The organism is Jiulongibacter sediminis (assembly GCF_001306455.1).
In the GTDB taxonomy this organism is placed as follows: Bacteria; Bacteroidota; Bacteroidia; order Cytophagales; family Spirosomataceae; genus Jiulongibacter; species Jiulongibacter sediminis.
On sequence record NZ_LGTQ01000005.1, the window covers coordinates 97,366 to 119,551 of the forward strand.

The window sequence follows — 22,186 nt, forward strand, 5'->3', positions numbered from 1 at the left end:
GCCGGATGGTCCAGGTAGTCCAATAAGTTTAAAAGTGATAGTCCGGTATGTTTCAAAACCTTATTCAAGTAGACAGGGAGTCTGATAAACCGATTTTTAGACAATTGGCAGATCAACTCATTGAGCAAATCAGAGAAGGCGTGCTTCCGGCTGAAACGAAGCTGCCGGGTACCAGAAAACTGGCGGATTTATGGGGTTTACATCGCAAAACGGTGATTGCGGCCATAGATGAATTGGTTCTTGGTGGCTGGCTAGAAACGCTTCCGGGAAGAGGAACTTATGTAGCTGCAAAAATTGAAATTTTACCTGCTGATTTTCAAAAAGAGAAGACTGTGGGTAACTGGGCAACATTGCCAAAAGTACCGGATACTTTGAGTCGGAAACTAAGGCTTACTACAGAGAAATTCAGATTAGACGACGGTTTACCTGACCCACGCCTGGCTCCTTCGGCAGAGTTACTCAGAGCATACAAAACAGCAATGAATCAGGGTAATATTTTTTTGAAATATGCCTACGGTGAAACCCTTGGAAATAGCTTTTTACGTGAAGTTTTGGCGGAGTACCTGAACTCGAGTCGCGGAATGAAAATTAGCAAAGATCAGATTTTGATTACCCGTGGGGTTACACAGGCTTTGTACTTGTTTATTCAGGGATTTGTAAAACAAGGTCAGAAAGTGGCCGTTCCTGAACTGAATTGGGAGTCTGCCAATGTGAATTTCATTCACCACGGAGCCCAACTGATTAAAGTAAAAATAGATGAAGAGGGCTTGGACACCGACCATCTTGAAGAACTATGTAAAGTCAACGATATCAGTGTTTTGTACATCACACCGCACCATCAATACCCCACCACTGTTATAATGCCGGCTTACAGGCGGGTGAAGTTGATTCAGTTGGCTCGTCAATATGGTTTCTACGTCTTCGAGGACGATTACGATTATGATTTCCATTACAGTAGCCACCCGCTCATGCCGCTGGCGTCAGCAGAGCATGGCGACTACGTTTTTTACACCGGCTCATTTACCAAGGCCATTTCACCTGTGTTTCGGGTAGGCTATCTGGTAGCTCACAATGATCAGGTCGATTTACTGGCCAGAATCCGACGCTTAGTTGATAGGCAGGGTGATACTATTCTGGAACTGGCCATCTCAGAATTAATGCAACTAGGATTGATTCAGCGGTCTTTGAAGAAAAATAAACGTATTTATGAACAGCGGAGAGACTATTTCAGCTCTTTGCTTGAGAGCGAATTGTCGTCTGTTTTATCATTCAAAAAACCTGAGGGGGGAATGTCTGTTTGGGGCCTTTTTGATGAAAAAATAGATATCCCGGAGTTATCACAGAAAGCTCATTTAAATGATCTGTATTTTCAGGATGGAGCTCAGTTTGACGCTTCCGGTCAAAAAATCAATGCGACCCGAATGGGCTTTGCTTCATCAAATGAAAGCGAGATCGAACAAAGTGTTGAAATCTTGAAGAGATTGATTAGGATCTAAGGTTTGATTACATCAGAAATTCCAGAAATTTTATAACATCTGTCTCTTCTTTGAAATTGATTTTTTGATCCTTTACAAACTGCTTTACTGCTTTTTTGTCTTTGGTGAATTGCTTAATAAAATAGCCTTTGGATTCCACTTTTAAAGTTTTCTTGCCATTGATTAAATAAAAGGAAGGGTTCTGAGAAAAAATGCCTGCATACTTATCCTTGTCTACAATGTATCCCTGCAGTTCATGGCTGGAGTTATTATGCTGCAATTTGTCATGTCTTTGAAGCAGGGAAAATCCGTTTTTCTCAAATCCCGTAAAAGTGTAAAAGCCATAACTCAACAAATCGTATTCTGGATATGAAGTGAATGTCAGAGAATCCAATTCAAAATACTCAGGCTGTATAAGTGTGCCGGCCCCGAAACCACCATGATTTTTAAAGTAGAGTCGCTGAAAGACCTGATTATAGCTTACGAAACCTTCCAAAGGAATTTGTCCCGGTAACTTCACTATAGCTCTTGTCCATTGTTGATTATTGAAATACGGTGTTCCTTTATAGTAGATTCTTTTTTCTTTGGCTGATCCGTTAAGTATTGATTTCTCCACCTTGATGAGCTCGGGCTCTCCCTGGCTGTTGTTTTTGATTTCAAAGTATTCTTCAATTTTGTACTCAGGGTTACGTTCTACAATATCCGTCAAAACATCATAATTCTGAGCCTTTGCAAAGGAGAAAAAGAGTGAAGCAAAAAATAGGAATGCTGTTTTTTTCATGTGCATATCAATGGTCTAACAAATTACGAATTAGTTTTAACTGCTCTAATCTTTGATCTTCTATATCTTTCAGATCGCCAAAATTCTGCTTTCTTTTGTAGAGTCAATTGACTAGAAAAAGCCATTTATGAAGTTCAAAAGTAGAATCACACGCTTACTGTTTTCCTTATTCCTTTTGCCTTTTTGTCTCTCTGCCCAGCCTCCGGGTTTTGTTGATGAGTTACTTTCTGATGGTTGGGATACACCAACAGGGCTCGCTTTTGACAAAACCGGGCAATTATACGTTTGGGAAAAGCCAGGACGAGTATATACGGTAGACAAAAAGAACGGAGAAAAGAGTCTTCTTCTTGATCTTAATGAGGAGGTTTACAGCTATCTTGATCATGGTTTAAACGGGATGGTGCTTGATCCCAACTTCTCAGAAAATGGGTATATGTATTTACTATACACCGTTGATAGGAATTACCTGTTTTTCAAAAACTCCGAAAGTTATGATCCTTCAAAGAATGATCAGTTTTCAGCTACCATTGGTCGTATAACCAGATACACCCTTGATTCAGGCCGGGTTGCAGAGGGTTCCAGAAAGATAATTTTAGGTGATCGCTATGATAACGGCATCCCTATTCTCATGGATAATCACGGTGTTGGCTCACTGGTTTTTGGTTCTGACGGAAGCCTGCTGGTGACGGTCGGTGATGTAGCAATTGCCAAAAATCCTCCATTCCAAAATGGAGATGCATTTTACTATGAATTGGCTATTTTGCCTATTGAGGAGGGGATTATCACTGAAGATCAAAATATCGGACCTTACAGAGCCCAATACCTCAACTCACTCAATGGAAAGTTATTGAGAATCAATTCTGAAACCGGCGATGGTTATGAATCAAATCCCTTCTACAATCGTGAAGCACCCGCTTCTGCGGCTTCTCGAATATGGGCATACGGACTCAGAAATCCTTTTCGCTTTTCAGTGAAGCCCGGTACAGGAAGCAGTGATCCGGCCGATGGCGATCCCGGAACTCTTTATGTGGGAGATGTAGGCTGGGCCAGTCGTGAAGAGGTGAATGTTATCACGGAAGGGGGGCAAAACTTTGGCTGGCCATATCTTGAAGGAATCAGTTTTGATACCGAATGGTTTGATGATCCTACATATCAGCCTTCGAATCCTTTACCACCTATTTTGGAATGGCGTGGAGACAGAGCTCAGGTTTTTGTGGATGGTGAGGCTTATGGAGTAGGGTCGCCTGAATTCATAGGTGAAAACTTTACCGGTAATTCATCGATCGGAGGGTTATGGCTTAGCACAGATCATTTTCCGGGATATGAAGGGACGTATTTACACGGTGATTATATGGGCTGGATTCGTTTCTTCAAATTCGATTTCAGGGATATCCCATTCCAGGTAGAGAAAATTGTAGACGGAATACACCCAACCTGCTTTGCTGAAGACCCTACAGACGGAAGTATTTATTACGTGAATCTATTTTACCCGGATATCAATGAAGTCAGGCATTTGTATAACGAGGAGAACCCGAATTACCCGCCGGTGACAAATGCAAGTGTGGGGCCTATTTATGGAGACTCCCCGCTTGTGGTTTATTTAGATGCCCGCCAATCTTCGGACCCCGAAGGTGGTCCTTTAACCTTTGAGTGGGATTTTGGTAATACATTTACCAGCCCTAATAATTTTGAAACGTTTGAATACCGAAGTAACATACAACAGACCTTTTCACCGAAAATTACGATTACCGATGAACAGGGAAAGTCGACTGTTAAACGCTTCAAAGTGTATGTCAATAACTTCCCACCTGATATTCAATCTACTTCGGTTGATGATATTGAGTCTTTCTATAACGAAGATGGTCTTACCTTGAATGCGAGTGCTGTGGTAGAGAACCATAATCCGGACGAAGAGCTTTTCTATGAGTGGTCTGTGGTGCTTCATCATGAAGATCATACCCATTTGATTACCTCATACAAAACTGAGCAGGCGGAGATCTATCTTGCACCAATTCCATGTGACGAACAGCAATATTTTTATGAAATTAAACTTCGGATTGTTGATGGTGAAGGGCTCGGAAGTACGTATTCACACTTCATTGAGCCTAGTTGTGAACAAGAGCCGGAACCAGAGCCTGTTCTGAGTTTAAGTCCAAATCCGGTCAGAGATGAAATCAATATCAGAGGAGAAGACCTGCTGGACGAGAGCTTTCTAAAGTATCAATTATTTGATAGCCACGGCCGTTTTTTAGCTCAAAATGAAGGGCAGTGGAAGCAGCTTAAGAGAGGTCTTAATAACAAGATTTCTGAATTCTCCACAGGTGTTTATATCCTCAAATTGATCACCGAAGACTATTCAAAAGCCTTCAAGTTTGTAAAGGAAGATTAATCCGAGAAGGTTTAAAACGGGCTCGTCTTAAACATTGATATGAGTGTACTCATATTCCTAGGAAAACGTCTTGTTTGTGTGACTTTTATCTTGTTTACTTACAAGTGTAAATAATGGCTTGGTGTCAAAATCAAAGTCTCACATATGGCAAAAGCATTTGTTACGCTCGTTTCTTACGGCAATGGTATTTTTATGATGGGTATCTTCGGCCTGGTTTGTTTAATTCTTGTAGCTGCCGTTTTAATTTCACTTTTTAGTGATAAAAAGAACCAAAAGCCAGAATAGCCTAAAGACTTAATTGGCTCATAAGTTCGAAGTCTCCCACTTCTTTGAGGTATAAGTAGTTCAGTAAGAGTCCGTTGGTATTATTAATTAGCTGATGTGCTTTCTGAAAGGATAGTACATGAGTGGTTATGAATTCATGTTCCTCATTGGTGCCGTGCCGTTGATTCTCGAAAGCTTCAATTTCTGCCTTTGTCATCTCAAGTTCACAGGCGAAAAAGAACATCGCTTCATCACTGGTGCCTGTACTTGGGTAATAGGGCTTGCCTTTTGAAAGATCAAGGAGCTGGTCTTCAGTAATATGAATACCTGTTTCCTCAAAAACCTCCTGAACGCAGATTTGAAAGGTGGTTTTAGTCCCGTCTACCATACCTGCCGGGTGTTCAAAAGTAAGTTCACCGGAAGCAATTCTTCTTTGCCTTACCAGCAGAAGATACTTCTCTTTTGTTTCGGCATCAATCAGACAAACCAAAATACACACGACATCTCCCTTAAGGAAGCAAATAGGAGGTATTTTATGACCTTCAGGAGTTACGGCATCCAGCATAAGTGTTGAAAAAAGTACCTCTCCATTATGATTGCGTCGGGTATAAACTTCCTCTACACCATTGATCTTCAGATTATTTTCAACGAGTTTCTCTTTCCAACGTTTAAATTTGCGTGCGTCCTGTAGTTTTTCTTCTTGCATTTAAAATACCTAACTTGAAATTAGAATGAAAACAAAACTACTGACTTCGGGGGTAATAGCTATTTTGCTGGCAGCTTATTTTCTAAACCGCAGCCGGCCAGAGCCTTTTGTTTATAAAGGTGAAAAGCATACAGGGGTCTCTTTTGTAGCCCCAAGAAACCCTCTGGAGCAATCGTCATTTGAAAACGTGAAACGTGTTAATGCCGAATGGGTCTCTTTCATGCCCTATGGTTTTGTAGGATCTGAAGATACCGAGTTACATTTTGTCAGAGAAGGAGCTGAGGATTCTGAGAGGCATCAGTGGTGGGGGGAACGGCCTGATGGGGTGAAAAAGTGTCTGGAGCTAGCCCGGAAAAGTGGTTTTAAGGTTATGATGAAGCCTCATATATGGGTTCAAAGAGGTACTTACACCGGTGATTTTACTTTAGAAACTGAGGAAGAATGGAATGCTTTTGAGAGAACATTCGCTGAGTATATTCTTCAATATGCCCGGATTGCTGAGGTTTTTCATGTGGAGGTCTTTTGTATTGCCACTGAAATGGAAAGTATGGTCAGAGAAAGGCCTGATTTTTTTCCGGCTCTTATTAGGGCGGTAAAAAAGGTTTACAAAGGCAAACTGACCTATGCTGAAAACTGGGACTGTTTTGAGGAAGTGCCTTTCTGGAATCAGCTCGACTTCGTGGGCATCGATGGCTACTTTCCTTTATCGGATGAAAAACACCCCGATTACGAAGAGCTAAAGAAGGGTTGGCGAAAGCATTTAAAGCAAATGGATCGTTTTGCTGCTGAAGTTCAGAAGCCAATTTTATTCACCGAGTACGGCTACCGAAGCTGTGATTTTTCAACTGAGAAACCATGGGAAACTGATTATTCCTTGCCTGATAATGAGGCACTTCAGGCTTCTGCTTATCGTTCACTGTATGAAGAGGTTTGGCAAAAGCCCTGGTTTGCCGGCGGCTATTTGTGGAAATGGTTTCCGGATAAGCCGCAAGATCGACCGTCCAGAGATAAGTTTTGCCCCCAACATAAGCAGGCAGAAAAAGTGATTACTGAATACTACGCAAAAAACGCTTCTGAGTTAGAATAGAGGATTTTGACTCATGATTCAAGAAACATTTTAATTTGCTCAATCAATTATTTCTTTATCCTGATGTGATTACAAAAGAAGCTTGGATTTCCAAAGATCTTTTATGAACCTGAAAAAGCATTTTAAGCTGCTCGAAAACTGAGCAGAAGGGTAGAGATCAAGCTTTTGTAGTCAAAATTCTACCCTTTGTTTTTCCTGTCAGCTTTTGCGAGGCCTGCCTTTAGGAATTGAGCGTTGTTTTTCATTAATTCACGGGATCAACCCTAATCTATAAAACATGCTGATTCTCTTATTGCTGCTTGCAGTAGCTCTCATTGTACTAAGTACCACCCGATTTAAACTTCACCCTTTTCTGGCTCTCATTTTTGTGGCTATCCTGTTTGGCCTAGCAGCCGGAGTAGATACTCAAACGCTAATTGAAAGCATCAATGAAGGCTTTGGTAAAACTCTGGGCAGTATTGGTTTGGTGATTATTATTGGGGTCATGATCGGTTCCTTTCTGGAGCATACGGGAGGAGCTGTACGTCTGGCAAATGGTATGTTAAAACTCATTGGCAAGAAGCGTGTTCCTGAAGCTATGTCGTTGACGGGTTGGTTAATTTCAATTCCGGTTTTTGGTGACAGCGGCTTCGTGATTTTGAACTCATTGAACAAGGCTTTGACGAAAAAAGCCGGGCTTTCATTGACCGTAACCACTGTTTGTCTGGCTACCGGCCTTATGGCAACCCATACTATGGTGCCGCCAACTCCGGGGCCCATTGCTACGGCCAGTATAATTGGGGCAGATCTTGGCCTTGTCATCATGTTTGGGGCAGTGATCAGCTTGATTGCATTAATTCCTCCCATCATATTTGCCAAGAAATATGCCTCTAAAACATGGATTGAGCCTGAGTTGGGAGATGATAACGCCGACTTCGATGAAAAGCTGAAAACAGCTCCTTCATTTATGAAATCGCTGCTTCCGGTGATAATTCCTTTGCTTCTGATTGTACTCAAGTCGGTTAATGATTTTGGCAGTTATATCGGCGATGGACAACTTAAAACGCTAATTGATTTTGTAGGAACTCCGGTTATTGCTTTGATTATAGGTCTTTTGCTTGCATTTCTGCTACCCCGTAAGCTTCAGCAAAGTATGATTTCGTCTGAAGGTTGGTTAGGGAAGGCCCTGCTGGACTCAGCATCCATTGTGATGATTACCGGTGCCGGTGGTGTTTTTGGTAAAGTTCTTCAAAATGCCGGACTTGGTGATGTTATAGGAAATGCTCTGGCTGATTATCCCGTTGGTATTTTGCTGCCATTTATAATTTCTTCTGCTCTAAAAACGGCTCAGGGTTCATCTACGGTAGCAATGATTACCACGGCCTCAATTATTACGCCGATGCTTCCTCAGCTGGGTCTTGATACGGAAGTTTCTAAGGCACTGGCGGTTTTAGCCATCGGGGCTGGTTCTGCTGTGGTTTCTCATGTTAGTGATAGTTTCTTTTGGCTTGTGACTCAAATGACCGGGATGAATATCTCACAAGGGTACCGAATTCATACGGTTGCCACAGGAATTGTGGGGGTTTCCTGTTTCATTCTGATTTTTATCGCCAAGATGATTTGGGGCTAATTTCGTCATCTTGTATGGACTTTTTTTGACTTATTTCCCAAGTCATAGGACAATATTGTACGATTCATCTACTTCGTTTCGATAGTGTAACTGTGCTTCATACCTTCGTATGTTGAATTGAAACACTTCGTCTTACCATGAATAAACACGTGCAATTTCTGTTGCTGTTGTTTGCGTTTTTAACTTTCAAAACACAAGCTCAAACAGAAAAACCTAAGCTTTTTATTAATTGTCAACAGGCTCGATGCTTTCAAACCTATCTTCTTACGGAGCTTGACTACTTTACTTTCACTCGTGATCAAGGCTTGGCTGATGTCCAGATTCTAATTACAGATCAGGGTAACGCCGGAGGAGGGCGAAACTATCAGATTAACTTTATCGGACAAAAAGAACGGGAGGGTGACGATTTCCTGATTGAGTTTGAGACAAGTCAGAATGATACTGAAGCTATTGCACGTAAGATTGTTTTATCAAAAGTTAGCCAGGGACTACTGCACTATGTGGGTGGCACAGAGATGGTAAAAGATGTTAAAGTATCATTTCCCAAATTAGCAGAAACTGATAATAAATCTACAGAAGAAGAGGAAAAAGACCCGTGGAATAACTGGATATTCGGGATTGGAGGTTCCGGGCGGTTTTCAGGTGAAAGTAACAGAAGCGAGGTCAGATTAAATACCAATGTACGTGGTGGACGTACCACTGATAAATCAAAGTATAGTTTTTACACTTACTTAAATCAAAATACCAATGAGGTAACCCTTGACGGAGAAAAGGAAGTGGCCAAAGTAAACAGTTATGGTTTCAGCACGCTTTATGTGACTTCTTTTGCCAAAAATTGGAGTTTAGGAGGTTTAATGAGGGGTTTTCATAGCGTTTACTCTAATATTCAGTTTTCAAATAGTTTGGCACCGGCAATTGAGTATTCAATTTTTCCTATTGAAGATTTCAATAAAAAGCAGTTCCGCTGGATTTATCAAGCCGGTTATCGTCGACTTGATTATATAGAACCAACAATCTACGATTTGGTACAGGAAGGAAAACCTTATCACCAATTGACCAGCATTTTAGGTTACACACAGCCCTGGGGTAATTTCTCAGCCGAGTTAAATGGCTACCAGTACATTGATGACCCGGATAAATATAGATTGAGTTTAGAGCTTGAGCTCAGTTGGCGGGTATTTCAGGGAGTATCCCTTCGCTTTTATGGGTCGGGTTCTCAAATTAAGGATCAAATCTCGCTGGCAAAAACCGAGAGTAGCAGCGAAGAAATTCTTCTTGGTGGACAGCAACTGCCTACTTCCTTTGCTTATTTCACCTCTTTTGGTCTGAATTATACCTTCGGATCTGTGAACAATAGTATTGTAAATCCTCGGTTTTCAGGTCTGAACTAGTGTCTCATCAGGAAGTAAGTTTTGTAGAATCTGAAAAGGTTTTCGGAAATCTCATTATTTGAAAACCATCTTTTTTGAGGGATAAGTCTTTTTGCATTAATGGTTAACTTTAGACTTTACCCGATAAAAGTCTATGGATCATACTGCGTTTTCACGTCGAAATCTGTTGAAAACCTCTCTTGCTGGCTTTGCCTTACCTGGATTAGGCTTCTTGCCTCATTTGAGTAGTAAAATCCTCGATCCCGAGCCACTATCTGTGCACTATCCAAATTTGGAACCTGATTTGGTTTCGGAAGTGGTCGGTGCTTCACATTTTGATTTTGATAAGGTTAAGATGCTCGTTGACAAACGTCCTGAACTGGCCGTAGCTACATGGGAGTGGCGTTTTGGAGATTTTGAGTCTGCATTAGGGGCTGCTTCACATGTGGGGCGTCGAGATATTGCTGAATATTTGATTTCTAAAGGTGCACGACCGAATATCTTCAGCTTTGCCATGCTTGGAGCTTTTGAGGTGGTTAAATCAATGATAGAATTTAGTCCCGGTCTTCAAAGAACTACCGGACCACATGGAATCAGTTTATTACGGCATGCCAAAACAGGACTCAGAAATAAGGATCAAATGACCACCAAAGAGTTTGACAAGGCTAACCAATTGGTCGATTATTTGGAAAGCCTGGGAGACGCCAATGGCCCGAATTATCTCAATGTTACCGAAGAAGAGCAAAAGCTTTATCTGGGAGATTATAGATATGGTGAAGGAAAGGATGAGGGTTTCTCTGTAAAAATCAATATGCAGAAATTACTTTCACTTGCCCCCCTGGGCGGATTTGGTGGCTCAATTTATAAAGTAGGGGAGAACCTTTTCATTTACAATGGAGCCCCATCGGTGAAAATCTCTTTTGAAATGAATGACGGATTAGTTCAATCGTTAACGGTTCGTGATCCTGACTATGAGGTAACAGCACAAAAAGTGAATTGAATACTTATTCTAGTTCATGCTCGATCACTTCAAGAGCTTTTGCAAGCTGCCATCGCTTCTATGGTCTATTTTCCTCTTTAGGCCTTAAAAGATCTTATAGTCATTGACGAATTACCTCATTTGAAAACAGGTTAGAATCAATGAAATGGGATCACCAAAAAATGGTTTCGCCTTAAAGTTTCCGGTACATTGAAGTTAATGTAATCAAAAAGACGGGATCTATTTGATGTATTTTGTTTACCATACTGGAAATTTACACCCTTGGAGGGCAATCAAAGTTATTTCCATTTAGAAAGTACTGCCGCCATGATGAGGCCAAGTCCTATGCCTCCAAGGATGCAGCCTACAAATGCCATGATATTGGTTTGAAGAAAAAAGAAGCCTATGCCTAAACCAAGCATGGTGCCACCACCCACTGCCCAGCTACTTTTGTCGTAATGTTCGTTTTCCATTGAATTAGATTTTTGTCAAGTTAATGAGAGTCTGAAAAGAATAATATGATTGGGCTCAATCCTTGTTCTTAAGGAAGGTAGAGGCCACCAAACCAATTCCCATCCCGATAAACATACAAGCTGTAAAAGCCATTGGGTGTATGTCTCTCAAAAAAAAGCCAATTCCCATTCCAATTAAAGTGCCACCACCGATAATACTGTATTTTCTGCTCATGTTATTAAGTGTTTATTTGATGCTAAGGTAGGTCAGGTGTACTATTCAGCGAAAGCGATTTGGAGTGAACCGGTATCAAACCGGAGTGAACCTTGGAAATAGAAGGATGAAATAGAGAATCTTTAAGTTTGTTTTATACTCAGCAACTTGAAAAACTCAACTTCATCCAACTCTTTGACTTGCCCACTTGCCAAATCACCCAATTCCAAATCATCTATGGAGACACGGATAAGACGTTTACATCGGTGATTGACTGCCATGACCATTTTTCGAACCTGACGGTATTTACCTTCTGTTAATGTAATTTTCAGCCAGGAGCTTCCTGCATTATGGTAAAGCCTTTCGGGTATTTCCGGCAAATTTTCAGGTGCTTCGCAAAGGTCTACTTCGCAAGGGGTGGTGGTCCACAAATGTCCGCCACCTCGTATTCTTATAGGTACTCCCGTACGAAGTCTTTCCAATGTCTTTTCAGAAACAATCCCCTGCACTTTAACCAAATAGGTACGCCGGTGTGGCTCTTTGCTTCCATAAAGCAGTTTTGTGACACGTTTATTTGTGGTAAGAATCAACAAGCCCTCTGATTCACTATCAAGTCTTCCGATAGCGTGAGTGCCTTCGGGGAAGTCAAAGTCCAGATCGGCCAATAGTTTATTGCCTTCCACAGGTTTAATAAACTGGGAGAGCATTTTGTAGGGCTTATTGACAATGTAGTATTTGTGATCTGAAGCCATAGTGAGCTTACAAAATTAGTGCTTGAATCTGTAATACTGTACGGAGTTTAGAATGTTGATAATTTATATTCTAGTTTTGCGGCAATAGATAACATCCTGTATGAAATACCTCGTCATTTTCCTCCTTCTGCCCATTCTTTCCATGGCTCAAAAAACCGAAAAATGGCTCACGGTCACCGATGGCTCGGTCTTATTTGAAAAACAAAACTTTAGGGGTGAGTTTGTCAATGCGGAGGATACCGATTTACCCACCGTTTTTGTCAATCCGGATCGCAAGTTTCAGGAGATGGATGGGTTTGGATTTACCTTGACGGGAGGTTCGGCTATGTTGATTGATCAACTTTCGCCAAAAGCTCGGAAAGAGTTGCTGCTGCACCTTTTTGGAAATGGAGAGCAGGAAGTTTCTATCAATTTCCTTCGTGTTTCTGTCGGAGCTTCTGATCTGGATGATCACGTTTTTTCTTATCAGGAGAGTGAGAATACACCTTTTGGTCTGGCTGAGGATGAAAAACATATGATTCCGGTTTTGAGAGACATTCTGAAAATACAGCCGAAACTGAAGTTGATGGCTTCGCCCTGGTCGCCCCCGGCATGGATGAAAACAAACGATAATTCCAAAGGAGGCTCACTGAAACCGGAGTATTTTGAGGCCTATGCCCAATACCTGATTACCTATTTGCAGGAAATGCAAAAACGAGGAATCGACATCGAATACCTCACTATTCAAAACGAGCCACTGCACCCGGGAAATAATCCCAGTCTTCTGATGTATGCCTATGATCAGGCGAAATTTATTCGTGAAAACCTGGGGCCTGCCTTGGCGAAGACCAATCTCAAAACCAAGTTACTTGTCTATGATCATAATGCCGACCGGCCCGATTACCCACTTACCATTTATGCCGATACTGCAGCTGCTAAATATGTGTATGGTGCTGCTTTTCATCTTTACGGCGGTCGTACGGAAGCCATCCGCGATGTAAAAGAAGCCTATCCGGAAAAAGCTCTTTTCTTTACTGAGCAGTGGATAGGTGCCCCCGGAAACCTGAAAGGAGATCTGGCCTGGCACGCGGAAACTCTGATGATGGATGCCGTGAAAAACGGCTGCAAAACGGTATTGCAATGGAACCTGGCCGCCGACGCCAAACAAGAACCACATACACCCGGCGGCTGCACGGCCTGTCTGGGAGCCCTTGCCATTGACGGACAAAAAATCACGAAAAACCCGGCTTACTACATTGTAGCCCATGCCAGCAAAATAGTAACTGCCGGCTCGGTACGCATCGCCAGCAATGAAACCATGAGCCTGCGAACTGTGGCCTACCAACGTCCCGACGGTAAAATCGCCATCCTCATTCTAAATCCAGCTGAGCAACCCATCGATTTTCAGATCAGAATAGGAGCCAGGGCCCTGAAAGATACCCTGCCGGGTGGAGGGTATGGGAGTTATTTGGTGAAGTGAGGTTATTTTATAGGTCAAATCTAAAAAACCCCTCCAGGGGTGATATTAGCTTTTCAATCGTTACCCATCCGAAGACCGCTTCCACAAATTAATCCCACCATCCTGAGCATATTTGTCAATTTCCTGTAGTTCGGTGTTCGAGAACTCCAGGTTATCGAGAGCGCCTACGCAGTCGATGATCTGCTGTGCTTTGCTGGCTCCTATGAGGGCGGAGGTGACACGGTCTTTTCTCAGAGTCCATGCGATGGCCATTTGGGCTAGGGTTTGATTTCGTTTGGCGGCTATTTCGTTAAGACTTCTGATTCGACTCAGATTTTCATCACTCAGGAAACCATCCAACAGTGATTTTCCCTGGCTGGCTCGACTGTCTTCGGGGATGTCTTTCAGGTATTTGTTGGTAAGCATACCCTGTGCCAGCGGTGAAAATACGATGGAACCTACGCCCGTTTCTTCCAGCGTATCCAGCAGTCCGTCGGTTTCCACCCAGCGGTTTAGCATGGAGTAACTGGGCTGGTGAATGATAAATGGTGTGCCCAGCGATTTCAGGATCTCGTAAGTTTCACGGGTACGTTGCGAATTATACGATGAAATGCCCACGTAAAGTGCTTTGCCTGAGCGAACCAGTTGGTCCAAAGCTATCATGGTTTCTTCCAGCGGCGTGTTAGGATCAAAACGATGCGAGTAGAAAATATCCACGTAATCAATGCCCATGCGTTTGAGGGATTGCTCACAGCTGGAAATCACGTATTTCCGGCTGCCCCACTCGCCATACGGGCCTGGCCACATCAGATAACCGGCTTTGGATGAGATGATTAGTTCATCCCGAAGTCCGTTAAATTCCTCTTTCAGAATACGTCCAAAGGCTTTTTCAGCACTGCCGGGAGGAGGTCCGTAGTTATTGGCCAGATCAAAATGCGTGATGCCCAGATCAAAGGCCGTGGTGCACATCTCCACCTTACGGGCATGCGGTGTGTCGTCACCGAAATTATGCCAAAGCCCCAATGAAATGGCAGGCAGTTTCAGGCCGCTGTTTCCGCAGCGGTTGTAAATCATTTTGTCGTATCGGGCTTCGTTGGGTTGATAGGGCATTTTTGAAGTACTTTTAATTTAGTGCATTTTAAGAATCCTGCTTCAAATAAAAAATTTCATGACGATTATTGACATAAGAAGTTGGAAGATAACTCACTCAATTTTAACTACCGGGGTTTCCTCCAAATAACCAAGGGACTGCAGAAACTGGTCTGCTTTCGTCAAGGTATCTTTGTAGAACTCAAAATTTCTGTAATTGAAGAAACCATGTTTTTGATCCTCATAGAGATGAAGGTCACATCGGCTATTGACCTGCTCCATCACTTTTTGGTAATATTTACCCGTCTCCACAGGTATCAGGTGATCACTGGTGCCTAGAAAAAAGATGGTAGGGGGTGCACCACTTTTTAAATTATGTAAGGGCGAAAAGCTTTTGTAGGCTTCATCAATTCTTTCGTAACCGTAGCCACCGGGGCCATTATCAATGACCGGGTTAAATAGTACCAGTGCCTGTGGAATGCAGCTTACCGAAAGATTATCGTTAGGGTCATTATAATCAGTAATTGTGGCCGAAGCTGCGGCCAGATGCCCTCCGGCTGAACCGCCTGAGGCAATGATTTTGGTCGGGTCAATATGGAATTCATCAGCATGTTCCCGGATAAACCGAATGGCAGATTTGGCATCTTTCAGGGACTCAAACGGAGATGTGTTATTTCGACTTTTTACCCGGTAGTCGACCAGAAAGCTGACGAGTCCTCTTTCGGAAAAATACCGGGCCTGTGGTTCAAATTGGGCGGTTGAACCTCCATTCCATCCACCACCAAAAAAGAAGATTATTGCCGGGTATTTTTGAAGTGGGTTTAAATCTTTTGGCATGTAAACCTCTAGAAATAATCTTGTGGTATCTACTTGTTTATAGGGGACTTGTTTCTGCGGAAAACCCGTAAATGGAATAATCAGGCTGAGAAGCAGTACTATCAAAGTCTTATTCATGGCAAGTGTAAAGCAGGAGTTCGATTAAATGTCTACCGAATTTATTGATTTTGAGAATAAAGTCGTTATTCCGAAATCAGGAAACCTTGTAGATCCACTTGAAACTGATGAAACGGGTCAGCCATTTGATCTAAAAGATAGGCAAATTCGGCTCTGGTAATTTTAGATTCTGCTGCTGAATTAGTGAGCAACAATTCTCTTGATTTACCTTTAAGTTTAAGGGCAATTTGCTGAGCTTCTTTAAGAGTAAGTTCTTTATTATCAGATGTCAATTCAATGTTGAAATCCTTAAGGTTATTTGTCAATTCCGAAACATTTACGGTGGAATCCGGAAAAAAGCGGGTGACATTCTCCCAGCCTATGGTTTCTCCTTTGCCCCGTAAAATTCCGGTAGCACCAATACGCTGAATTGCCTCAAAATATGGGTGATCAGGCATTACATCGCGATATGGCATCAGGTAGGCTTTGGCTTTCAAAAGTTCATCCTGGACATCCCGAACTTCTATTTCTTCTGGACTCTTGTTTTGCTGTACCGAAAGAGCAGCAAGGGCTCCGGCAGCCTGCCCCAGTAACATACAAACAGGCTGTAGTCGGGTGGTCCCATTGACAAGATTGGTGACCGAAATCGACTTTTCAGCCACAATGAAATTTTTCGCTTTTTCAGGGATCAATGTCCCCAGAGGAAGCGAGTAGGAAGGGACGGGATAAAAATGCAGATCGGGTAATTCTTGAGCATTGGGATAGGCCGCATGATGATGATCCACCGGATAATCGCCAACAGCGATCCCTGTTCGATAAAGGACATCCGGCTGCTCAAAAGGTTTCGCAAGATCATTCAGATCAAATCGAACCTTACCATGCATTCTTCTGGATTCCCGGTGATAGGGGATAAATGGAAGTTGATCTCTGGTTGGATAAACATCATCGGCGAGGCCCAAATGACTAAAACCCAGATAATGCTGCATGTAATACACGTAAGACAGCGTATGATTTTTGGCCTTCTCCAGCATCTTTTCTCTCCTCGTAGGGTTTACCTCTATGAGGTTCAGATAAAAGTCATTCCCGTAAATCGGCCAGTTGATCATATAATACCCATTGGGCAATTTGCCATAATTCAGCATCTGTTCGCAAGGCCAGAGAGTTCTTGAGATGGTGTCCGGGTCGCATTGGCCCTCGCAGGTACAGAGAAAGGGTGTTGGGTCAAAATGCTTTGGCTTCTCAATCGTCTTATTCGCTCCCTCTCCATAATCTTTTAAAATAGCAACATAGGTAAGGACCTGAATAATATCGTTAGCCTGCTTGGGAGCAATCTCCTCTCCAGTAACATATCGGCTGTCCATACCAATGTCATAAGGGATTTTGGCTTTGGGCAAAATATCTCCAAGTTCAGAGGCGTCAATCAATATTTTTGTTTCAATCCACACATTCGAATCAGTTTTGACCCGCCAGCCATTATCCAGTTTTTTCAGGGATTTAACAGAAGTGTTTAAATGAACTTTCACATCTGCTTCTTTGAGCATTTTTGTCAGAATTTGAGCCGCCACCTGCGGTTCAAAAAGTACATTGCTTACCCAACCTGTTTTCAGCGAGTCAGTTCCACCATAGTGTTCTTCCAAGGCCAATCTGAATTCGTGCCATAAGCCGCTGGGAAGCTTATAATTGCCGTCGATGGCACTCACACCTGCAGATGTCAGCATGCCGCCAGGCCACGGAGTTTCTTCGATGAGCATCACTTTTACACCTGAACGAGCTGCCTGAATGGCTGCCATGGTACCACTGGCTCCTGCACCGATGATCAGAACATCGGTGTGCTGGGCGAAGGTTATTCTTACAAATAATAAGATGATTAGAAGAAATCTCATAAAACAATTATAGCGAGAAAACTGCGAGGTTTCATGAAACATTCTGACGAATCTTCAAAGAAAGGACGAAACATTTTCTGATTGGCCAGGATGCAAAACTTTATTAAATTTCCACTCCTCTATCACTTTTCCAAAACTTGATATAATTCAACAAATTATTGAGTTTGTTTTATATATTTAACTACACTCTCATCAATAAATCTAAACGAATATGACCTTATTTGAAAAAGTAAAATGGGTGCTGGGCATCCTCTTAATTTTTGTAGTGGTACTTACCACTAATCTGGTAGATCGTGGTAATTATAACCGCATTAGAAACTCAGTTGTTACTATTTACGAGGATCGTATAGTGGCTAACGACCTTATTTTTGAAATATCAACTCTGGTACATGAAAAAGAGATAGCGATCAGAACCTCTGATAGCGACTTCTTTATGCAACGCAACCCAGCCATTAATGAAAATCTCAATGCCTTGATCAGCAGATATGAACAAACTAAAATTACACCAACCGAACAACGCGTTTTTGATGATCTCAAATTGCATCTAACTGATCTGCAGAATCATGAAAAGGAGGTTTCTGTTGCAGAGATGGCTAATAATCAAAAGCTTAGGAGAAGTATGGAAATTGTAAAAGCAAATTTAGCTGACCTTACTAAAATTCAACTTCGTGAAGGCAAACGTGAAATGGCTCTTAGCGAACGAACGTTTGAGACCATAAACCTTTTCACTAAAATTGAAATCATCTTTTTGGTTTTGATGGCTGTTTTGGTCCAGGTGATTATACTTTACAAGCCGAAAGAGGATTGAATTGAAGAGTTTAAGCCATCTAACTTTCGTCTGATCGTTTACCGATTACTCGGTTACACATTCCACCATCTCTCCAGCCTCGGCACCATGAAGAGTAGGGCCGTGGGTGTATACACCCCTATAGATTAGCCAAACGGCCAGTAGAGCATAGGTGACAGGAATGACTTTTCTGATCTGGCCTGAAAAATGTTTTTTCAACCAACCACTACCTAACGAGATGCTGAGCATCATGGGCAGTGTGCCCAAGCCAAAAAGAGCCATAAAAGCCGCTCCCTGCAAAACTTCAAGTTGAATAAACGCTCCGGCCAAAGCGGCATAAACGAGGCCGCAAGGCAAAAGACCATTAAGGAAACCAAAAACCAGCTGGCCGCTGTAAAAGTTTTGGTTGAAGTTTCGCTTGAAACCGGCCTTTAGTTTGTTGGTGAAACCCGCCAGATATTGATAAACTTTAAAACCACTGAGCCATTTATCAGGCAGAAAAAGGAACAATAGAATAAGCACTCCCATAGTTATAGAAAGTGCATTTTTTGAGATAAACAGGGCAGACTCCTGCCCGATCAGGCCCACCGCAAACCCTAATAAAGCGTAGGTTCCGATTCGGCCAAGATTATAAAGAATTCTGCCCGCGATAAACTTTGTGGTTTTCTGGTCATGCGGCAACAGAAGAGTCAAGGGACCACACATACCCGCACAGTGCAGGCTGCCCACCAAACCCATAAAAAATGCCGTCCAGATCATCAGATTAAAGCGTTAGCTTTTGCTCGAGATAGTATTGTTTATTGTCCTGCTCCCAGTTGAGTTTCAGTACCCATAGCCCTTTGTCGAGTTTTGCTGTTGAAATAGGCAAAACGGTATTTTGAGTCAATTGAAAAGGCAAATGAATGTCTTTGCCAGCATTGGAAGGTCTGTATAAAGTGGCTTGCCCTTTTGAACCCAGAACTTCCTCCGGAAATTTCACCAGAAGGCCTTGTTCAGTGTAGTCAACATTGACATCAGTAGATAGAGCATCCACATTATTCATGGCGTCAATCTTCTCCTGATAAGCCAGTTCTTCTTTATAATAATCCGGTGTCACCAGAAAGATGTCTTTTTGCTGAATGCAGAGGTAAACAAGGCCTACCATGAAGACAACAAAGCTGCTGTAAGCGATCGTAATTTTCTTTCCCCAATCCATATTTTCAAGATTTAAGATGGAAGACAAAAGATCGAAGACTTTTGACTTCTTTCAGTGTTATTTATTTTTTTTCTCAATTCTATTTTCAAAATCGGCGAACCTCATTATTTGGCTGGGCCAAAGAAGTTCGTTTTGACATTCTCTACTTCTTCTTCTCCATCCAACACCCTTAATTTCAGCTCAGTGGAACGTTGTTTTACATCACCTTCAGGCATTTCAATGAAGAAAACCACCTCTGTTTTTGCCTCTGGTTTGAGATTAATCAAACCGTCTTCATTAGCCCCTACCACATTCAAGGTCCAGTTTTCTGAGATATCAGCATCCAGAGCAAGTTTGAGGTTCATCTCTTCCTGAGACTTATTCACCATCTGAGCATTGTACAGGTTGGTAATGGTACCCCGGTCGGTCTTCTGGTACAATTGACCAGGAACACGCATTACAGTTGTTTCAATATCTGCTCTGGCCATCAAAAAGGCTGTCTCAATACCAATTAGCAGTAATAAAACCGCTGAATAAGCCCATGAACGAATTGGAAGTTTAAAAGGAACTCCTTTCTCTACGGATTCTAGTGAGGCGTATCTGATAAGTCCTTTAGGCTTGTTGACCTTTTCCATCACCTCATCGCAGGCATCAATACAGGCCGTACAATTGACACACTCCAGCTGAACACCATTTCTAATATCAATTCCGGTAGGGCAAACCTGAATGCATAGCTTGCAATCAATGCAATCACCTTGTGCTGAAAGTTCCTCTTCCGTGGCGTTCTTGCTGATTCTGCCACGTGGCTCACCACGTTTGTTATCATACATGACGTTAACGGTATCTTTATTTACCAAAACACCTTGCAGACGGCCATAAGGGCAGATAGCGATACACACTTGCTCTCTCAGTTTTGCAAAAACAAAATAGAAAGCACCTGTAAACACGACCAGACCGATAAAACCTGCCCAGTTTTCTGAAGGAGGGCTGGTAATTAGTTCTTTCACATTCTCAATACCTATCAAATAGGCCATAGTGATGTGAGCAATGAAAATAGAGAAGACAATGAAAATAGCATGCTTCAACGTCTTTCTCCAGGCTTTGTCAAAATCCCATTTTTTCTGGTCAAACTTTTGCTGCTTGCGGCCATCGCCTTCTAACCAGTTTTCAATCGGGCGGAAAATCATTTCCATAAAGACCGTTTGCGGGCAAAGCCATCCGCACCAAATACGGCCAAAAGTAGCTGTAAACAAGGCAATGAAAACCACGAAGGTGATCATGCCTAAACCAAATAGTACAAAGTCTTGTGGGAGAAATAATCTGCCGAAAATGACGAACTTTCTTTCAAAAATATTCATCATCAGCAAAGGCTGGCCACCTATTTTAGTGAATGGCCCGGAAATAAAAATAGCGAGAAAGGCCAGTGTAGCCAGCAGCCTTTTATTGTAAAAAGCACCTTTCGGCTTTTTAGGATATAACCATATTCTTTTACCTTTTTCATCAACAGTGGCAATACTGTCTCTAAAACCACCTTCCTCGTCTTCGTAAAGCTCGTCGTACGTAAATTCAGTTGCCATTTTTTGGTTTTTAGTTTGATTTGAAACGGCTTTTAAGGCCTCTTTTCTATGCTTCTAAATTAAGGATGGAGGTTAATTTTTTTGGTGATAAAAGTCCCTTCAGGAAAGAGAAAACGAGGGAGCAAAAGTGCCCCCTCGTAAGATTATTTGGTATTTATTCAACTGATGCAAGCTCTTCAGCCGGAGCCTCTTCAGCCGCATCAGTAGCCGGGGCTTCTTCAGGAGTGTAGATTTCACCCTGAGGGGCCTTACCATTTGGAGGGTTTGAACCTTCCAGCGTTTTGATAAAGCTACTTACCTGTTGAATATCTTTTGGCTTTAGCGTTCCTTCCCAAGCGATCATCCCTTTTTCAGGTACACCGTGTACAATGGTTTTGTAAATATCGCTTATACTTCCCCCATGTAGCCAGTATTCATCGGTCAGATTAGGGCCCACACCACCTTCGCCGGCAGCACCGTGGCATACGGCACAGTTTCCTGTATAAATAAGCTCCCCGGTCTCGAGGTCAGCAGTGGCGGTTAATAACTCCACATTATTTTCGTCAATACTACTCACTGCCACGTCTGAACCGGCAGCTTTTATTTCAGCGGCCTCTGCCATTGCTATTTCATATTCTTCTGCCTGTAGAGGGCTCCAGTGCCATACGTGATAATTTAATAAGTAAACCACACCGAACACTATACCACCATAGAACATACCCAACCACCAAGGCGGCAGGTGGTTATCAAGTTCCTTGATGCCATCGTAGTCATGATCAAGCAAAATGTCTTTTTCTTCAGACATTGGCTTAAGGCTGTTGAATCTGTCCCAGAAATTGTTCAATGTGAAAGGTTCGGTTTTAATACCGGCTTTTTCATTCAGAACGGCTTTCAGGGTCATGAATATATTGAGAACTACAATCAGTAAGATCAGCGTAAAGAATATCAGAATTCCTAACAGAATAAACTGGAAGAGTTCTTCACCATTTTGAAAATTTAAGTCCATTTTTTTAAGGTTTGAATTGGTCCTTTGATAGAATAGGCAGGGACTTTGACAGCCCCCGCCGTCATTCGTTTCTATAGTTTTTCACCTTCTTCCAGTGGAAGATTCTCCATGTGATTGATGTACCTTTTATCTGCTTTGAAGACAAAGAATCCAAGAAGTATAAAGAATACAACAAATATGGTCAGCGAGATAACGGGGTAAACACTTACACCCTCTATTCCGGATAAATAATTCTTAAACAT

Annotated in this window: 22 protein-coding genes; 9 read left to right on the top strand and 13 right to left on the bottom strand. The window is 42.3% G+C overall.

From position 1 onward, the window contains the following. Window positions 1-47: 47 nt before the first annotated feature. Complete coding sequence (locus AFM12_RS00430; RefSeq protein ID WP_055143072.1) at window positions 48-1,496, top strand: aminotransferase-like domain-containing protein; 1,449 nt, start codon at window positions 48-50, stop codon at window positions 1,494-1,496. A gap of 7 nt (window positions 1,497-1,503) precedes the next feature. On the opposite strand, the gene AFM12_RS00435 is transcribed toward AFM12_RS00430, so the two are convergent. After that, on the bottom strand, window positions 1,504-2,256 hold the full coding sequence (locus AFM12_RS00435; protein WP_055143073.1) for a hypothetical protein: 753 nt from the start codon (window positions 2,254-2,256) through the stop codon (window positions 1,504-1,506). Between the two features lie 127 nt (window positions 2,257-2,383). On the opposite strand from AFM12_RS00435, the gene AFM12_RS00440 reads away from it, so the two are divergent. Both AFM12_RS00440 and AFM12_RS19635 read left to right on the top strand, forming a co-directional pair. After that, window positions 2,384-4,645 (top strand): PQQ-dependent sugar dehydrogenase, encoded by a 2,262-nt coding sequence (locus tag AFM12_RS00440; RefSeq protein ID WP_055143074.1) that lies wholly within the window; start codon window positions 2,384-2,386, stop codon window positions 4,643-4,645. Between the two features lie 144 nt (window positions 4,646-4,789). Continuing rightward, window positions 4,790-4,930, top strand: a complete 141-nt coding sequence (locus tag AFM12_RS19635; protein ID WP_157687245.1) for a hypothetical protein — start codon at window positions 4,790-4,792, stop codon at window positions 4,928-4,930. A gap of 1 nt (window position 4,931) precedes the next feature. Here AFM12_RS19635 and AFM12_RS00445 read toward each other — a convergent pair whose 3' ends face one another. Continuing rightward, window positions 4,932-5,615: an NUDIX hydrolase gene (locus AFM12_RS00445; protein WP_055143076.1), complete on the bottom strand. Its 684-nt coding sequence runs from the start codon at window positions 5,613-5,615 to the stop codon at window positions 4,932-4,934. Between the two features lie 25 nt (window positions 5,616-5,640). Between AFM12_RS00445 and AFM12_RS00450 the strand changes: the two genes are divergently transcribed. The 4 genes from AFM12_RS00450 (at window position 5,641) to AFM12_RS19860 (ending at window position 10,681) form a co-directional block, all read left to right on the top strand. After that, entirely contained in the window at window positions 5,641-6,702 is a 1,062-nt protein-coding gene (locus tag AFM12_RS00450) for a glycoside hydrolase family 113 (protein WP_229308440.1), read from the top strand. A 277-nt stretch (window positions 6,703-6,979) separates the two neighbouring features. Next, a complete protein-coding gene (locus AFM12_RS00455) occupies window positions 6,980-8,311 on the top strand; it encodes a GntP family permease (protein WP_055143078.1) in 1,332 nt (443 codons plus the stop codon). Between the two features lie 137 nt (window positions 8,312-8,448). Continuing rightward, window positions 8,449-9,702, top strand: a complete 1,254-nt coding sequence (locus AFM12_RS00460; RefSeq protein ID WP_055143080.1) for a hypothetical protein — start codon at window positions 8,449-8,451, stop codon at window positions 9,700-9,702. Window positions 9,703-9,835: 133 nt separating this feature from the next. Beyond that, window positions 9,836-10,681, top strand: a complete 846-nt coding sequence (locus AFM12_RS19860; RefSeq protein WP_216598488.1) for an ankyrin repeat domain-containing protein — start codon at window positions 9,836-9,838, stop codon at window positions 10,679-10,681. 278 nt (window positions 10,682-10,959) lie between these two features. Here the strand turns inward: AFM12_RS19860 and AFM12_RS19790 are convergent, their stop codons facing one another. The 3 genes from AFM12_RS19790 to AFM12_RS00470 form a co-directional block, all read right to left on the bottom strand. Beyond that, entirely contained in the window at window positions 10,960-11,133 is a 174-nt protein-coding gene (locus tag AFM12_RS19790; RefSeq protein WP_165492331.1) for a hypothetical protein, read from the bottom strand. Window positions 11,134-11,188: 55 nt separating this feature from the next. Beyond that, complete coding sequence (locus AFM12_RS19585; protein ID WP_095533183.1) at window positions 11,189-11,347, bottom strand: multidrug transporter; 159 nt, start codon at window positions 11,345-11,347, stop codon at window positions 11,189-11,191. Between the two features lie 122 nt (window positions 11,348-11,469). Continuing rightward, window positions 11,470-12,078 carry a pseudouridine synthase gene (locus tag AFM12_RS00470; protein WP_055143081.1) on the bottom strand — a complete coding sequence of 203 codons (609 nt, stop codon included), beginning with the start codon at window positions 12,076-12,078 and terminating at the stop codon, window positions 11,470-11,472. 100 nt (window positions 12,079-12,178) lie between these two features. On the opposite strand from AFM12_RS00470, the gene AFM12_RS00475 reads away from it, so the two are divergent. Beyond that, complete coding sequence (locus AFM12_RS00475) at window positions 12,179-13,537, top strand: glycoside hydrolase family 30 protein (RefSeq protein WP_055143083.1); 1,359 nt, start codon at window positions 12,179-12,181, stop codon at window positions 13,535-13,537. Window positions 13,538-13,597: 60 nt separating this feature from the next. Here the strand turns inward: AFM12_RS00475 and mgrA are convergent, their stop codons facing one another. The 3 genes from mgrA to AFM12_RS00490 all read right to left on the bottom strand — a co-directional run bounded on the left by mgrA (window position 13,598) and on the right by AFM12_RS00490 (window position 17,421). After that, window positions 13,598-14,626: an L-glyceraldehyde 3-phosphate reductase gene (gene mgrA / locus AFM12_RS00480; protein ID WP_055143085.1), complete on the bottom strand. Its 1,029-nt coding sequence runs from the start codon at window positions 14,624-14,626 to the stop codon at window positions 13,598-13,600. Window positions 14,627-14,719: 93 nt separating this feature from the next. Next, window positions 14,720-15,559 (bottom strand): alpha/beta hydrolase, encoded by an 840-nt coding sequence (locus AFM12_RS00485; RefSeq protein WP_055143087.1) that lies wholly within the window; start codon window positions 15,557-15,559, stop codon window positions 14,720-14,722. A gap of 65 nt (window positions 15,560-15,624) precedes the next feature. After that, complete coding sequence (locus AFM12_RS00490) at window positions 15,625-17,421, bottom strand: FAD-dependent oxidoreductase (RefSeq protein ID WP_055145005.1); 1,797 nt, start codon at window positions 17,419-17,421, stop codon at window positions 15,625-15,627. Window positions 17,422-17,632: 211 nt separating this feature from the next. On the opposite strand from AFM12_RS00490, the gene AFM12_RS00495 reads away from it, so the two are divergent. Further along, complete coding sequence (locus AFM12_RS00495) at window positions 17,633-18,229, top strand: MCP four helix bundle domain-containing protein (protein ID WP_055143089.1); 597 nt, start codon at window positions 17,633-17,635, stop codon at window positions 18,227-18,229. 45 nt (window positions 18,230-18,274) lie between these two features. On the opposite strand, the gene AFM12_RS00500 is transcribed toward AFM12_RS00495, so the two are convergent. From AFM12_RS00500 to AFM12_RS19420, 5 genes are all read right to left on the bottom strand, one after another. Further along, window positions 18,275-18,967, bottom strand: coding sequence for a sulfite exporter TauE/SafE family protein (locus AFM12_RS00500; protein ID WP_055143091.1), 693 nt, complete (start codon window positions 18,965-18,967; stop codon window positions 18,275-18,277). 4 nt (window positions 18,968-18,971) lie between these two features. Continuing rightward, a complete protein-coding gene (locus AFM12_RS00505; RefSeq protein ID WP_055143093.1) occupies window positions 18,972-19,403 on the bottom strand; it encodes a FixH family protein in 432 nt (143 codons plus the stop codon). Window positions 19,404-19,507: 104 nt separating this feature from the next. Further along, window positions 19,508-20,959: a cytochrome c oxidase accessory protein CcoG gene (gene ccoG, locus AFM12_RS00510; RefSeq protein ID WP_055143095.1), complete on the bottom strand. Its 1,452-nt coding sequence runs from the start codon at window positions 20,957-20,959 to the stop codon at window positions 19,508-19,510. 154 nt (window positions 20,960-21,113) lie between these two features. After that, a complete protein-coding gene (locus AFM12_RS00515; protein WP_055143097.1) occupies window positions 21,114-21,944 on the bottom strand; it encodes a cbb3-type cytochrome c oxidase N-terminal domain-containing protein in 831 nt (276 codons plus the stop codon). Window positions 21,945-22,015: 71 nt separating this feature from the next. Then, the gene (locus tag AFM12_RS19420) at window positions 22,016-22,186 is read right to left on the bottom strand and encodes a cytochrome C oxidase Cbb3 (protein ID WP_082391141.1); all 171 of its coding nucleotides are present in this window, start codon (window positions 22,184-22,186) and stop codon (window positions 22,016-22,018) included.